Raw genomic sequence first — 14,551 nt, forward strand, 5'->3', positions numbered from 1 at the left:
GGAAAGGGGACCATGACGACGATTGCCGATGTCGCGCGACATGCCGGGGTGTCCGTCGCCACCGTGTCGCACGTCATGAACCAGACACGCCATGTCGGACCGGAGACGGCCGAGCGGGTGCACGCGGCGATCGCGGCCTTGCGCTACAGCCCGAATTCGCTGGCCCGCAGCCTGCGGCGCGGCGAGACCAAGACCATCGGCCTGCTTCTGCCCGACAATTCCAACCCGTTCTTCGCCAGCGTCGCGCGCCAGATCGAGGATGCGGGTTTCCTGGCGGGCTACACGGTGATCCTGTGCAATTCGGACGGCAGCGCCGAAAAGGAGGAGCGCTATCTGTCCGTGCTGATAGCAAAACAGATCGACGGCCTGATCTTTGCCGGCTCGTCGGACCGCGCGCGGGTGTTCTCGCGCCTCTCCAAGACCAACGTGCCGGCGGTGCTGCTCGATCGCGAGATCCAGTCACTCAATATGGACTCGGTGCTGGTGGACCACGATCACGGTGGCTACCTCGCCGGTCAATATCTGATCAAGCTCGGCCACCGCACGTTTGGCGTCATCGGCGGCCCGCGGGATTCCAGTTCGAGCCCCGCCCGCCTGCTCGGCTTCATCAGGGCGCTGCGCGAAGCCGGGCTGGACTTGCCTGCGGCGAGGGTGGTGGATTCCGACTATCAATTCGCCGGCGGGCGCCTGGCGATGGAGCGCCTGATGGCGCAGGCGCCCGAGATCACGGCGGTCTTCGCCTGCAACGACCTGATGGCCATGGGCGCGCTGACGGCGCTGCGCTCGCGCGGATTGCAGGTTCCCGAGGACATGTCGATGATCGGCTTCGACGACATACCCTATGCCGTCACCACCTGGCCGCCGCTGACGACGGTCGCCCAACCGGTCGAGAAGATAGGAACGTGGGCTGTGAGCCTGCTGCTGGATCGCCTCGGCGACCCTGCGGCCCAGTCGCGCCGTGAAATCCTCCTGCCTGTCCTCGTCGAGAGAGAAAGCTGTGCTCCCTGGCCCGGACCGGGTGGAAGAGGCAAGTCATAGGCGGCCGGCACCGAAGAGCGAGCGCAAGAGGCCTCGCGAATCACCCCAGAAACGAAAAAGCCGCGGAAAACCGCGGCTTTTCGATGCTTGATTTCCCTAGGAGGAAATTGGAGCGGGTGAAGCGATTCGAACGCTCGACCCCAACCTTGGCAAGGTTGTGCTCTACCCCTGAGCTACACCCGCTCGCACGGCTTTTGGGCCGCAAGCCGCGCCTATATGGCCGAAGAGCGCGGCGATTGCAACAGGGAAATCGCAGGCCTTTTGGCCGCACCTGATGGCGCGGACTAGCCTTGCCGGATGCATGCGCGGCGATAAGCCGCCTATTGCCTTGTTGCACGACGGTCTTGTCTCGACGGCATCATTGGCCGTAAACGGCAGGCTTGAACCGCGACAGAGAAAAATACCGATGCCGAAGACCGAAGCCGAGCTTTTCGCCTTTCTCGCCGAACTCGGCATCGCCGTCGAGACGCGGCGCCATCCGCCGCTGTTCACGGTTGCCGATTCGCAGGCGCTGCGCGGGGAAATTGCCGGCGGGCACACCAAGAACCTGTTCCTCAAGGACAAGAAGGACAATGTCTTCCTGGTCAGCGTCGGCGAGGAGGCGGAGGTCGATCTCAAGCAGATCCACCATCTCATCGGCGCCACAGGCCGTGTTTCCTTCGGCAGACCGGAGCTGCTGATGGAGCTGCTCGGCGTGGTTCCGGGCGCGGTCACGGTGTTCGGGCTGATCAACGATACTTCGCGCCGGGTCAAGGTGGTTCTCGACCAGGAACTGATGGCGCATGCGGTGATCAACGCCCATCCGCTGACCAATGAAGCCACGACATCGATCGCCGCCGCCGACCTGATCAAATTCGTCGAGGCAACCGGGCATGATGCTGTTATCTTGAAAGTCTCGGCGTGATCGCCACATGGTGGCTGAAACCGGCTTTGTGAAAAAGGGCGTTGCGCCCGTCCGTGGGACAGCGGCGCGACCGAAAGGGTGACGAGATGAGTGACAACAATCCGTTTGGCGGCGCCAGTGGCCAATATTCCACCACAGTGCAGTATGGTGGAACCGAGCCTGCCCGGCCGAAGGTTGCGCTTGGCGAGGCGCCCACCGCCGATGTCATCAAGGACACCACCACCGCGGCCTTTGCCGCCGACGTCGTCCAGGAATCGCGCCGCCAACCGGTGCTGGTCGATTTCTGGGCGCCGTGGTGCGGCCCGTGCAAGCAATTGACGCCGCTCCTGGAAAAGGCGGTGCGCGCCGCCGGCGGCAAGGTCAAGCTGGTCAAGATGAACATCGACGATCATCCGTCGATCGCCGGCCAGCTCGGCATCCAGTCGATCCCGGCGGTCATCGCCTTCAAGGACGGCCAGCCGGTCGACGGCTTCATGGGCGCTATCCCGGAGAGCCAGATCGCCGAATTCATCACCAAGGTTGGCGGCAAGGGCAACGGCGCGCCGCCGGTGGCCGAGGCGCTGGCCGCGGCAGCGGAAGCGCGCGCCGCCGGCGACATGCAAACCGCGGCCGACATTTATGACGCCATCCTGGAGCAGGCGCCGGAGACGATCGAGGCGATTGCCGGGCTGGGCGAGCTGCTGTTCGAGGCCGGCGACACAGCGGGCGCCGAAGAGGTTCTGGCCAAGGCGCCGGAAGCCAAGAAGGACGCGCCGGTGCTTGCCGCCGTGCGCGCCAAGATCGCACTCGCCGCGCAAGCCGCGGCCCTTGGCAATCCGGCCGAGTTCGAGCAGCGCCTGGCCGCCAATCCCGGCGATCATCAGGCGCGCTTCGATCTGGCCATGATCCAGAACGCCAAGGGCGAACGCACGCAGGCCGCCGACAATCTGCTGGCCATCATCAAGGCCGACCGCGCCTGGAACGACGATGGCGCCAAGACGCAATTGCTGCAGTTCTTCGAGGCCTGGGGCATGACCGACGAAGCGACGCTGGCGGCACGGCGCAAACTGTCGTCGCTGCTGTTTTCGTAGAGCCGGTTTTAGGCTGTTTTTGGCGGATGGCCTTGCGGGTCACGGTGGCTGCGCCATGTTAGACGGCAAGAGATCGGGCCGGACCGATCCGCTTGCTTCGGGCATGGCTTGCGCCTGTTGGATTGCGACGGGCGAAATTCCGGATTGACGCGCTTCTTGACGAAGCGATCGGAGGATGAGGTGCAGGCGGGAAACGCGCACTACCGGCAGGCCAAGGATTTGCCGTCGACGATCGCGATCTTTCCGCTCGAAGGCGCGCTGCTGTTGCCGGGCGGCCGCATGCCGCTCAACATTTTCGAGCCGCGCTATCTGCAGATGGTCGATGAGGCGATGGCCGGATCGCGGCTGATCGGCATCATCCAGCCCAGCCTCGACGGCGCCTTGCGCGCCGACGGCGAGCCGGAACTCTGCAATGTCGGCTGCGCCGGGCGCATCATCTCGCTGGCCGAAAGCGGCGACGGCCGCTATCTGATTTCGCTGCAGGGCGTCTGCCGGTTTCGCATCGCACATGAACTCCCGGTCAAAACTCCGTTTCGCCAGGGCAAGATCGCGCCCTTTCTCGCCGATCTCCATGAAGATCAGGCGGCGAACGAGATCGATCGGCCAGCGTTGCTGAGGGCATTTCGCGCGTATCTGCAGGCCAATGATCTGGAAGCCGACTGGGAAAGCGTCAGCCGCGCCGAAAACGCCATGCTGGTCAACGCGCTGTCGATGATGGCTCCCTATGGGCCGGCCGAGAAACAGGCGCTGCTCGAAGCGGCGGATCTGAAGACGCGCGCCGAAACGCTGATCGCCATCACCGAAATGGCGCTGGCGCGCGAGAATGAGGATTTTGGCTCGAGCCTGCAGTAAGGTGTGCCGGTATTCAGGTGATGCCGGCCTGCAAAACTCGGCCTGACCTGAATCTCAACACACGTTGGGTTGGCGTTTGGCGAAGAAGGAGAGAGCCGATGGCGGCGGATGGCGGGAACAAGGTCGATCCCAAGCTGCTGGAACTTCTGGCCTGCCCGCTGACCAAGGGCCCGCTGGCCTGGGACCCGGAGCGCGGCGAATTGGTCTCAAGGGTGGCAAAGCTTGCCTATCCGGTGCGCGACGGCATCCCGATCATGCTGCCCTCGGAGGCGCGGGCGCTTTCGGCCGAGGACGTGCTGGCGCAGCCGCGTGCGAGCGGGCCTGCTTGAACGACTACAGCGAGGAGAACGAGTGTCGGCATTCCTTCGCGCCCCCCTCTGTCCTGCCGGACATCTCCCCCACACGGGGGGAGATTGGATGTCGCCTCAGCTTTCGCCAATCTCCAACGTTTAATATGAGAGAGCTGGCGGCGAAGCTGCCGATCTCCCCGTGTGGGGGAGATGCCCGGTAGGGCAGAGGGGGGCGCTGTCCCGCTGACGTTCGCGCAGAAGCCGAAGTACCTACTGAAAGTTACGCCCCTTGGGCATGACCCGCTCCGCTTCTCCCGACAGCGTCGCGATATCCTGTCTGATCGGCGCGCTCCGTATAGTCGGCAGGCTTTGATCGGCGACTGGCGGGCTGGCCGCGCTGACCTTCTCCAGCAGCACCGTCAGCCAGGGCGTCAGATCCTCGACCTTTTCGGCGACGATGTGGACCACACCCGATTCCGACTGCAATTTGCCGGTGACGCGGACGAAGCGCGCGCCCATGACGATGGGCCGAAAGCGTTCAAAGGTTCTTTGCCAGAAAATGATGTTGGCGACCGCCTTGTCGTCTTCGAGCGTCAGGAAAATGGCATTACCCTTGCCGGGCCGTTGCCGCACCAGCACGAGGCCGGCGACGGAGACCCGCCTGCCGTCGCGCACGGAGCCCAACCGGGCATTGGGCGTGACGCCGGCACGATCCAGTCGTTCGCGCAGGAAGGCGACCGGGTGCGCCTTCAGCGAAAGGCCGAGCGAACGGTAGTCGTGGATGACATGTTCGCCGAGCGGCATTGTCGGCAGCTTTGTCTGCGGCTCCAGCTCGCGCAGGCGGATTTCGGGCTGGTCGAACAAAGGCAACTTTTCGGCGGCACTCTTGCCGTCGAGAGCGCGCACCGCCCACAGCGCTTCACGGCGGTCGAGGCCGAGCGAGCGGAAAGCGTCGGCCTGCGCCAGTCTTTCGATTTCGCCGACGTCGAGGCCGGAGCGCAACCAGACATCCCTGACGGTTGTGTAGCCGGAACCGCGCCTGGCGACGAACAGGTCCATGCGCTCCTTGGAAAGTCCCTTGATCTGGCGGAAGCCAAGCCGGACGGCATGGTTGGTCCGAATGACGCCGCGCATCTCGCCATGGCGTTCGAGGACCCGCGCCGGATTGAAGGCCGATTCCTCCAGGGCGCAATCCCAGGCGGAATGATTGACGTCGACCTCGCGGATGTCGACGCCATGGTCGCGTGCGTCGCGAACCAGCTGGGCCGGCTGGTAAAAACCCATCGGCTGTGAATTCAGGATCGCGACGCAGAACACGTCGGGATAGAAGGTCTTGAACCAGCAGGAGGCATAGACCAGCAGGGCGAAGGACGCGGCATGGCTTTCGGGAAAGCCATATTCGCCAAAACCTTCGATCTGCTTGAAGCAGCGCTCGGCGAAGTCTTTCTCGTATCCCCTTTTCATCATGCCATCGACCATGCGCTGGCGGTAATTGCCGATGGTGCCGGTGCGCTTGAAAGTGGCCATGGCGCGGCGCAATTCATCGGCCTCGCCCGGCCTGAAGCCGCCGGCGACGATGGCGATCTTCATCGCCTGTTCCTGGAACAGCGGCACGCCCAGCGTTTTGCCGAGGATCTCTTTCAACTCCGGCTTGGGATACTCCGCCTCTTCCTTGCCTTGCCGGCGGCGCAGATAGGGGTGGACCATGTCGCCTTGGATCGGGCCGGGCCGCACGATCGCCACCTCGATGACGAGGTCGTAAAAATTCTGCGGCCGCAGGCGCGGCAGCATCGACATCTGGGCGCGCGATTCGATCTGGAAAACGCCGAGCGTGTCGGCACGGCAGATCATGTCGTAGACACGCTTGTCCTCCGCCGGCAATGTGGCCAGCACATAGGGTCGGCCATGTGGGTCTCGCGCGTCCGGGTAATGATCCCTCAGCAAGGCGAAGGCACGCTGCAGGCAGGTCAGCATGCCGAGCGCCAGAATATCCACCTTGAGGATTTTTACCGCGTCGAGATCGTCCTTGTCCCATTCGACCATCTTGCGCTCGTCCATCGCCGTCTTGACGATGGGAACGATCTCGTCGAGCCGGTCCCTGGTGATGACGAAGCCGCCGACATGCTGGGAGAGATGGCGGGGAAAGCCCATGATCTCGTTGGCGTGAGCGAGCACATGCCGCGTCGACGGGTCGGCCCGGTCGATACCGCCGGCCTTTGCTTCCTTTTCGCCGAGTTCCGAGGTCGACCAGCCCCAGATCGAGCCGGACAGCGCGCCTCGGACATCGTCGGACAGGCCCATCGCCTTGGCCACTTCGCGCAGCGCCGAGCGGCCGCGATAGCTGACGACGGCGGCGGCCAGCGCGGTGCGCTTGGCGCTGTATTTGTTGTAGATGTACTGCATGACGATCTCGCGCTTTTCGTGCTCGAAATCGACGTCGATGTCAGGCGGCTCGTTGCGCTCCTCGGAAATGAAGCGCTCAAACAGCGTGTCGATCCGGTCGGGCCCGACCTCGGTGATGCCGATGCAGAAACAGACGATCGAATTGGCGGCGGAGCCGCGCCCCTGGCAAAGAATGTCCTGGCTGCGGGCATATTTGACGATGTCATAAACGGTCAGGAAGTAACGCGCGTAGTTCAGGCGCTCGATCAGAGCGAGCTCTTCCCCAATGCGCTGGAATACGGAAGCAGGGACGCCCGCCGGATAGCGCGTGGCGGCCCCCTCTCTGGCCAATCGTTCGAGCTCGGCCTGTGGCCCGAGTCCCGATTCCGTCGGCTCATCAGGATAATTGTACTGGAGATCACTGAGCGAGAAGGTCAGCTCTTCGGCAAAAATCTGCGTCTCCATCAGCGCCTGCGGGTGGCGGCGGAACAGGCGGGCCATCTCCAGCGGCGGCTTCAGGTGGCGCTCGGCATTGGCGGTCAGCTCCAGCCCGGCTTCGGCGACAGGCACGTTGAGGCGGATTGCCGTCAACACGTCCTGCAGCGAGCGGCGCTCGGCCGTGTGGTAGAGAACGTCATTGGTTGCCATCAGCGCCATGCCTGTCGCTTCCGACAGGCCTGCCGCCTGCTCGATGCGGAACCGGTCGTTGCCGCGATAATCCGGCGCAACGGCAAGCCGCACATTGTTGCCGAAGCGGTGCCTGAGCTGGTGCAGCAGGGCGAGCCCGTCTTCCGCGGCCGCCGTCAGATCCGGCAATATGGCCAGCGACATCTGATCGCCCCATTCGAGCAGGTCGTCGCGGGTAAGAAGGGTTGCGCCCTTTTCATTTTCGTCGCGCAGATTGGCTTGCGTGAGCATGCGGCAGAGATGCCCCCAGCCCTTGCGATCCTGGGGATAGGCGAGAATGTCCGGCGTGCCGTCGCCGAAAACCAGCCGGCAGCCGGGGTGATAGGCAAGGTGCTCGACCTTGGCCTGCTGCCAGGCGTGCACGACGCCGGCCACCGTGTTGCGGTCGGCAAGGCCGATCGCCGAAAACCCCAGAAGCTTGGCCGCGACCACCAGTTCCTCGGGCTTGGAGGCGCCGCGCAGGAAGGAGAAATTCGACTGGATGCCGAATTCGGCATAGGGAATGACGGTCAGCGCGTTCATGCGAACACCCCGTGCATGAACCAGCGTGGCGAAGGCTGCCCGGTGCCGTAAAGACCCTGGCGGTAGAGCCAGTAGCGGCGGCCGTCGCTGTCCTCGATGCGGAAATAATCGCGGGTCGGCGCGTCTCCCTGGCCCTGCTGCTGGCGCCACCATTCCGGTGCGATGCGTTCGGGTCCCTCGGCGCGGGCGACCCGGTAGAGAGCGCGGCGCCAGCGGAAATTCATCGGCGGTCCCTCGGGCAGTTCGGTGGCCGGCACTTCGATCGGCTCGGGTGATCGGAACAGCCGAATTGGCCGCTCCGGCCGGAAGATTGTCGCCGGCGCCTTCATCCGCTCCGGCTTTTTCGGCGGCGTGGTCCGTTGCGGCGCCTCGGTGAAGGGAAGCGTGGCGACGGCGCGCTCCGGCAGATGGCTGTCGACGGCGACGGGTTGCAATACCGCACCGTCGCCGAGCCGGGCGCGGATGCGGTCGGCAAACAGCGCGATGTCGGCGCCGTCGTCCTCGGCCTCGCCGGTGAGGTCGGCCTGCTGCATGTCGAAGGCAGCCGCCGACAGCACCGAGAGGCGCACGAGATCGAAGCCATAGCCGGCATCGATATCCTGTTCGAGCGCGGCCAGCCGCTCGTGGAACAGCCTCTGGATCAGCAGCGGTTCGCGCAAGGGGCGCGAGGTGCCGACGCTGATCCGGCTGACGGCGCCATCGACGCGAAACAAAAGCAGCGCCAGTGTTCTCGCGCCCTCGCCGCGGCGCTCGAGGTCGCTTTTCAAGGTCGTCGCCAGCAGCCGCACCAGCCGCTCGATCTCGTCGGTCAGCATGACGGGCTCGGCGAGGTGGCGCTCGACCGAAAGCGGGGCGACCGGCAGGCGCGGCGACACGGCCTCGTCGAGACGGCCGAGCGCCTGGTCGAGGCGCAACAGCAGCGAAGCGCCGAAGCGGCGGGCAAGTGGGGCGCGCGGTGCGGCCATGACGGCGCCGGCGGTGCGCAGGCCGACGCTTTCCAGGCTGGCGCGGATGTCGGGGTCGATGCGCAACGCCGCCAATGGCAGTGGGGCGAGCAGTGCGTCCTCCTCGCCTGACGCGACGATAAGGTCACCGGAAAACCGCGCCGCCGCCCAGGCGGCGCCCGGCGTGGCGGCAAGGCCGGCGCGGACATCAAAGCCCTGATGGAAGAAGCGCGACAGGATGTCGTCGAGCATGGCGCGTTCGCCGCCGAACAGATGGGTGCAGCCGGTGACGTCGAGAAACAGGCCGTCGGCACCGTCCAGCGCCACCAGCGGGGTGTAGCGGTCGCACCAGTCGGCGAGGCCTTCGAGCAGGCGGCGGTCGGCGTCCAGATCGGCTTCGACGATGTCGATCGACGGATGCATGGCGCGCGCATCGGCTATGCCCATGCCGCGCTTCAGATGCAGCGCCTCAGCCCGCTCGTCGAGGGCTGAGATGCGCTGGGCGTTGCGGTCGCGATGGCTGATCACCAGTGGCAGATGATCCGACGGCCGGGAACGCCAGGACCGACCCAGACGCTGCCGCAATATCCTCTCGGCGGCCAGATGCGGAAACCACAGCGACAGTATCCGTTGCCCGTTCTCCCCGGGGCCGTCTTTCCTCAAAAGCGTGTTCATCGGGGTTCCACTCCAGTGTGAATTGTCCAGGCAGAGCCGTGCGGCTCTTGCCGATGCTGATTGTGAAGGCGGGGCGGCCGATCGAACCGGCCAGCGGCCCGGCGATGGTGCTGCGCGGTGCCGACGGCGCCGACGACACAATGAGGCGCACGGGTGCGGCCGTCGGTTCGGCCTCGCCGGCCTGCCGCAGCAGGAACACCGGCCGGCCGGCGCTCTGCGCCCGCGCGTGCAGCCGCCGCGTCGCGGTGAGATCGAGCCGCTGCGGGCTGCCGCGTATCTCGAGAATGACGGCGGCCAGCGCCGTCATCTTCGCGGCCTCCTCGGCAATCCACAGCGCGTCGACAAGTCTTGGCGCCTGCGAAAACAGCAACTGCTCCGGCGCGATGCCGAAAAAGCCATGCAGCCCCCTGGCATAGGGAAAGCCGGCCTCGCGAAAAATCTCCGTGGTGCCGATCCAAAGCACCGGCAGGCGCGGCCCTTGCCTGAGGATCAGGCTGATCAGCGACAGCGCAAAGCCGGCGACGGAACCCGCGTCGCGGGTCTCGGTGCCATGGATTTCGCTCAGTGCCGCTTTCGGCAGGCCGCCGCTCAAAGCGCGGTCGAGACGCTCGGCGCCGGTGCGCAGAAATGCCTCCGGCGAGGCCACGGCGATGCCGCGGCGGACAATCGTCACATCGGTGTTGGAGGTGACATTGGGGGCGTCAAGCGACGGGCCAGCCGGCGCCTCCAGGCGCTCGGGCAGCGTTCCCTCGATCTTCGCGATCTGGCGGCGCAGGGCAAAAACAGTCTCCCGCGCCACGGCGGTCATCGCCATGACGGTCAGCTTCCACTCACAATTGTTCCTGTTATGTTCCTATAGATTCCAGAGGGGGCCGGAAGAGTCAAGCGGAGTCATGGGGAATTTATTCCTGTCGACGCGAGCCCAGCCAAGCAGGTTGCTTTGAATCGCCCCGTCATCCTTTCCGGTCGTTGGCGCTGCCCCTCATCTGGCTGCCGCCATCTTCTCCCCGTGAACGGGGAGAAGGACGCTGCCGTCGACCATTTCGCCAATCACCAACGTTGCAGACGGGCGCCAGCATTGCGGCCGGCTTCTTTCTCCCCGTTCACGGGGAGAAATGCCCGGCAGGGCAATGAGGGGCGGGGCCGACATCGACCACTGATCGTTTGAAGCCGTTGCGTTGGGGCCGCCGCCGCGTCATTTGCCGATTCCTGAGGGAAAGCCTATATGCCGGGTTCAAAGGATAAAGCATGGCCCGCATCTACAAGACCCGCACCTGGCACGACGAACTTTCGCCCTCGATGGAGGAAATGGAGTTCCTGGCGCTGGAGGCGTACGCGCATCTGCCGGACGATTTTCGCAAGCTGACCGGCGAGATCGTTATCCAGATCGCCGAGTTTCCGACCGACGAGATCATGGACGATCTGTCGCTGGAGACGCCGTTCGACCTGCTCGGCCTGTTCGAGGGACGCGGCATCGCCGAACGCTGGAACCCGCAGACCGGCGAGGGCCCGAACCGCATTACGCTCTACCGCCGCGCCATCCTCGACTACTGGTCCGAGAACGAGGAGACGCTGGGCGACATCGTCACCCATGTGCTGATCCACGAGATCGGCCACCATTTCGGGCTGTCGGATGATGATATGGAGAAGATTGAAGAGGCGGCGGAGTAGGCAGCCTGCTTGGCTGCGTCACGTCTCCAGCACGGACGTCCCGTTCCTTCGCGCCCCCCTCTGTCCTGCCGGACATCTCCCCCACACGGGGGGAGATTGGCAGTTTCGGCTCAGGCGCCTTCTTTTCAACGTTGAAAACTGGCGAAAGCCGTCGCGACATCCGATCTCCCCCCCCTCGTGGGGGAGATGTCCGGCAGGACAGAGGGGGGCGCTGTCCYGCCTGCGTCGAAAGAGCTGCGCAGCGGGTGAACGCCTACCAATCGCTAAGCTTGGTGTCCGGCCCGTATTCCTGACCTTCGATGTCCTTCACCACGGCCTGGCCGCAGCGCATGGTTTTTGCCTTCTTGTCGTAGGCATAGGTCGGCGAGCCGAACAGGTGCCAGCCCTTGTTCAGCGCCGCCGTCACCTTGTGGCAGAAGGTGGCGTCGTCCGGAGCGGACAGAAAGCGGTAGAGTTTCATGGTTCAGTTCCTGTCGTAAATAACCTGTAGCCCGCGAGCATCGAGGGCCATCATGCCCCGATGGCGGCTGCCTTCGCCAGCAGTTTTTCGGCCTGTGCCAGATGCAGCCGTTCGACCATTTTGCCATCCAGCGCAATCACGCCCTTGCCGGCATTTTCAGCGAGCGCGAAGGCCTCTTTTATCGCGCGCGCCTCGGCCAAGGCTTCGGGCGACGGCGCAAAGGCGCGGTTGGCGGCCTCGATCTGGGCCGGGTGGATAAGCGACTTGCCGTCGAACCCCATGGCGGCTGCTTCCGCGCATTCGCGGGCAAAGCCGTCGGCATCGCGAAAATCGTTGAAGACGCCGTCGAGCATGTCGAGACCGCCGGCGCGCGCGGCCAGCAGCATCTGCATCAGCCATGGCACGAGATAGCGCCGGTCAGGGGTGGCCGATACGCCGGTCTCCTTGACCAGATCGTTCGTTCCGGCAACGAAACAAGTGAGGCGCGAGGCCGGATCGCGGCCAAGCTCGGCAATGGCGCCGATGTTGAGCATGGCCTTTGGCGTCTCGATCATCGCCCATAATTTCACCGCGTCGGGGGCAAAATTGTCGTCCAGAACATCGCCGACTTCGAGAATGTCGCGCGGCGTGGCGACCTTGGGCAAAAGGATGCCGTCGGGCTCGCAGCTGGCAACGGCCAGCAGATCGTCGGTGCCCCATACGCTGGCGAGCCCGTTGACGCGCACCACCATCTCGCAGCGCCGGCCGTTGGCAACCGGGCGGTTGGCGAAAATGCCCTTCAGTTTTTCGCGCGCGGCACTCTTGTCGGCCGGGGTTACGGCATCTTCCAGGTCGATGATGATGGCGTCGCAGGCAAGCTGCGCGATCTTGGCCAGCGCCTTGTCGTTCGAGGCCGGGATGTAGAGCACCGAGCGGCGCGGGCGGTAGGGTTCGCTTGTCATAGCGCGATCTATGCCGGCTGAGGGCGGGGGAGGCAAGCACACAAGGCAATCGCTTCGGACACTCATGGCTTGATCTGTGTTGGAGACGAGCCAATCGCCAAAGATGGCGCTGCCCCTCACCTGCCTGCAGGCATCCTCGCCCCGTATAGCGACGGGGAGAGGGACGCTCGCATCGACGGCTTCGCCAATCACGAGCGTTGCAAGGAAGGCGCCGAGGCTGCGGCCAGCCACTTCTCCCCGTCACTATACGGGGAGAAGTGCCCGGCAGGGCGATGAGGGGCAGCGCTAATCCCGCAAGAATGAGCGGCAGGCCTCAAGCGATTGCTGCACAAAAACTGCACGCGGTTGCGGAAAATCTCCTCGGCTCCGCCCAGTTGCGCGCATGCCTGTAGGCGACAAGGGCGGCATGCAACAGCGAAACACCCCCCGTTGGTCCCTGCCGTACCGGCTCCGTAACGAAAGCTGGTGGCTCGTCGATCCGCCCCGGGGCGAGGCCACGCTCCTCCCTTTCGTCCGCACACCCAGACATGTCGGTTGTATCACCAGGAAAGTCCGCTCATGACATCGTTCCTTATCGGCGCGCCGAGCTATTGCAGCCGCTTCGGCATCGCCGTGCTGCTGGTCGCGCTGGCGGATTTCTTCTTCTATGGCCAACCGGTCGGCATCACGGTTTTCCTGTTCGCCATCTTGATTGCCGGCGCGGTCGTCGCCGTCCATCCTGCTGCCTTCAGCGACGGCAGGGTGTGGCTCAAGCCTGCTGCCCTGTTCGTTGCGCTGCTGCCGCTGGCCGAAAATGTCAGCGTGCTGTCCGTCTCGATCGCGCTTGTGGCGATGGTCATCTTCGCGCTTTCGCTGACCAAGCGGTTGCGATACAGCCCTGCCCGCATGGCCGGCCAGGCAGCACTCTTCCTGCTCGCCGGCCCCTTCCGCTTCGCTGGCGACTTCTTGCGCTGGCGCCAGGCGGCGCGTCGGTACGGCCGGCGGCGCATCCGCCTTGCAGCGCTGGCCGTCTGGATCATGCCGCTGGTCCTCGGCGTGGTGTTTCTCGCGCTGTTCGGCGCCGCCAACCCGGTCATCGACTACTGGTTCTCGCTGATCGACCTGATGGCGCTGCTCGACCTGATCCAGCTGATGCGGCTGGCCTTCTGGCTGATGATGCTTGTCGTCGTCTGGGCTTTCCTGCGGCCGCGCCTGCCACGCTTTCTGCGCCGCATCCCGCGTGTGGCAAAGCCTGCGCCAGTCAGCCCGCTATCCAAGCCCCCGCCCTCCGCGACAAAGGCCGGACCGATCATCGAGGACATCATCTTCGGCAAGTCCGCCATTCTGCGCGCGCTGATCGTCTTCAACATCTTGTTTGCGCTGCAGACCGGGCTCGACGCCACCTATCTGTGGGGCGGGGTCGCGCTGCCCGACGGTCTGAGCTACGCTTCCTATGCGCATCGCGGCGCCTATCCGCTGATCGTCACGGCCCTGCTTGCCGCCGGTTTCGTGCTGGCGGCGCTCAGGCCCGGCAGCGAAACCTCAGGCGATCCGCTCATCCGCCGGCTGGTCTATGCCTGGGTGGCGCAGAACATCATGCTGGTCATCTCGTCGATCCTGCGGCTCGATCTCTATGTCGGCATCTATGCGCTGACCTCCTGGCGCATCGCCGCCTTCGTCTGGATGGGACTGGTGGCGGTAGGTCTTGCCCTCATTGTCGCCCGCATTGCGCTTGGAAAATCCAATGAATGGCTGTCCTCCGCCAATCTTCTGACGTTATCGGCGACGCTTTATGCCTGCTGCTTCATCAACTTCGCGGCGCTGATCGCCAACTACAATGTCGACCACTCCCTTGAAATGTCCGGCTCCGGCACGCCGCTCGATGCCGAGTATCTGCGCTCATTCGGCGCCGTCGCCCTGCCGGCACTGGATCGCTACTACATGCATCAGACCGGACATCTGACCACCTGGGTGGTCGACCTGCAGATGGCCGACGACTATATCGCCGAGCAAAAGAAGTGGCGCGCCTGGAGCTTTCGCGGCTGGCGGCTGACCAGGGTTCTCGACAACAGAGGCCCGCTCGTGCTTCCTCCACCTTCGCAACCTTCCCAGCCTTCCATGCCGGACCGCTAGATT

12 protein-coding genes and 1 tRNA gene are annotated in these 14,551 nt (G+C 64.7%); 7 read left to right on the forward strand and 6 right to left on the reverse strand.

What is annotated here, in order from left to right:
* Nucleotides 1-12 precede the first annotated feature (12 nt).
* Entirely contained in the window at nucleotides 13-1,038 is a 1,026-nt protein-coding gene (locus AC1DXN_RS12440) for a LacI family DNA-binding transcriptional regulator (protein WP_477270198.1), read from the forward strand.
* Nucleotides 1,039-1,146: 108 nt separating this feature from the next.
* Here the strand turns inward: AC1DXN_RS12440 and AC1DXN_RS12445 are convergent.
* Nucleotides 1,147-1,221: transfer RNA gene (locus AC1DXN_RS12445), tRNA-Gly, on the reverse strand.
* A 223-nt stretch (nucleotides 1,222-1,444) separates the two neighbouring features.
* On the opposite strand from AC1DXN_RS12445, the gene AC1DXN_RS12450 reads away from it, so the two are divergent.
* From AC1DXN_RS12450 to AC1DXN_RS12465, 4 genes are all read left to right on the forward strand, one after another.
* On the forward strand, nucleotides 1,445-1,942 hold the full coding sequence (locus AC1DXN_RS12450; protein WP_477250340.1) for a prolyl-tRNA synthetase associated domain-containing protein: 498 nt from the start codon (nucleotides 1,445-1,447) through the stop codon (nucleotides 1,940-1,942).
* Between the two features lie 86 nt (nucleotides 1,943-2,028).
* Nucleotides 2,029-3,012, forward strand: a complete 984-nt coding sequence (trxA, locus tag AC1DXN_RS12455; RefSeq protein ID WP_477250338.1) for a thioredoxin — start codon at nucleotides 2,029-2,031, stop codon at nucleotides 3,010-3,012.
* A 180-nt stretch (nucleotides 3,013-3,192) separates the two neighbouring features.
* Nucleotides 3,193-3,864, forward strand: coding sequence for an LON peptidase substrate-binding domain-containing protein (locus AC1DXN_RS12460; protein WP_477271452.1), 672 nt, complete (start codon nucleotides 3,193-3,195; stop codon nucleotides 3,862-3,864).
* Nucleotides 3,865-3,962: 98 nt separating this feature from the next.
* A complete protein-coding gene (locus tag AC1DXN_RS12465) occupies nucleotides 3,963-4,193 on the forward strand; it encodes a Trm112 family protein (RefSeq protein ID WP_477270200.1) in 231 nt (76 codons plus the stop codon).
* A gap of 231 nt (nucleotides 4,194-4,424) precedes the next feature.
* Here the strand turns inward: AC1DXN_RS12465 and AC1DXN_RS12470 are convergent, their stop codons facing one another.
* The 3 genes from AC1DXN_RS12470 to AC1DXN_RS12480 are packed head-to-tail and all read right to left on the reverse strand — an operon-like array spanning nucleotide 4,425 to nucleotide 10,178.
* Entirely contained in the window at nucleotides 4,425-7,745 is a 3,321-nt protein-coding gene (locus AC1DXN_RS12470; RefSeq protein WP_477270202.1) for an error-prone DNA polymerase, read from the reverse strand.
* On the reverse strand, nucleotides 7,742-9,217 hold the full coding sequence (locus AC1DXN_RS12475) for a DUF6504 family protein (RefSeq protein ID WP_477270204.1): 1,476 nt from the start codon (nucleotides 9,215-9,217) through the stop codon (nucleotides 7,742-7,744). Before AC1DXN_RS12475 ends, AC1DXN_RS12470 begins: the two co-directional genes overlap by 4 nt.
* A complete protein-coding gene (locus AC1DXN_RS12480) occupies nucleotides 9,159-10,178 on the reverse strand; it encodes an ImuA family protein (protein WP_477270206.1) in 1,020 nt (339 codons plus the stop codon). Before AC1DXN_RS12480 ends, AC1DXN_RS12475 begins: the two co-directional genes overlap by 59 nt.
* 434 nt (nucleotides 10,179-10,612) lie before the next feature.
* Here AC1DXN_RS12480 and AC1DXN_RS12485 point away from each other — a divergent pair, with 434 nt between their 5' ends.
* Nucleotides 10,613-11,035: a metallopeptidase family protein gene (locus tag AC1DXN_RS12485; RefSeq protein ID WP_477270208.1), complete on the forward strand. Its 423-nt coding sequence runs from the start codon at nucleotides 10,613-10,615 to the stop codon at nucleotides 11,033-11,035.
* A gap of 253 nt (nucleotides 11,036-11,288) precedes the next feature.
* On the opposite strand, the gene AC1DXN_RS12490 is transcribed toward AC1DXN_RS12485, so the two are convergent.
* Together AC1DXN_RS12490 and AC1DXN_RS12495 are read right to left on the reverse strand one after the other, a co-directional pair.
* On the reverse strand, nucleotides 11,289-11,495 hold the full coding sequence (locus AC1DXN_RS12490; RefSeq protein WP_477250326.1) for a DUF1737 domain-containing protein: 207 nt from the start codon (nucleotides 11,493-11,495) through the stop codon (nucleotides 11,289-11,291).
* A 50-nt stretch (nucleotides 11,496-11,545) separates the two neighbouring features.
* The gene (locus AC1DXN_RS12495; protein WP_477270209.1) at nucleotides 11,546-12,436 is read right to left on the reverse strand and encodes an HpcH/HpaI aldolase/citrate lyase family protein; all 891 of its coding nucleotides are present in this window, start codon (nucleotides 12,434-12,436) and stop codon (nucleotides 11,546-11,548) included.
* A gap of 558 nt (nucleotides 12,437-12,994) precedes the next feature.
* On the opposite strand from AC1DXN_RS12495, the gene AC1DXN_RS12500 reads away from it, so the two are divergent.
* The gene (locus AC1DXN_RS12500; RefSeq protein ID WP_477270211.1) at nucleotides 12,995-14,548 is read left to right on the forward strand and encodes a DUF4153 domain-containing protein; all 1,554 of its coding nucleotides are present in this window, start codon (nucleotides 12,995-12,997) and stop codon (nucleotides 14,546-14,548) included.
* The last annotated feature ends 3 nt before the right edge of the window (nucleotides 14,549-14,551 follow it).

It is taken from the genome of Mesorhizobium sp. P2_H9 (assembly GCF_056403215.1).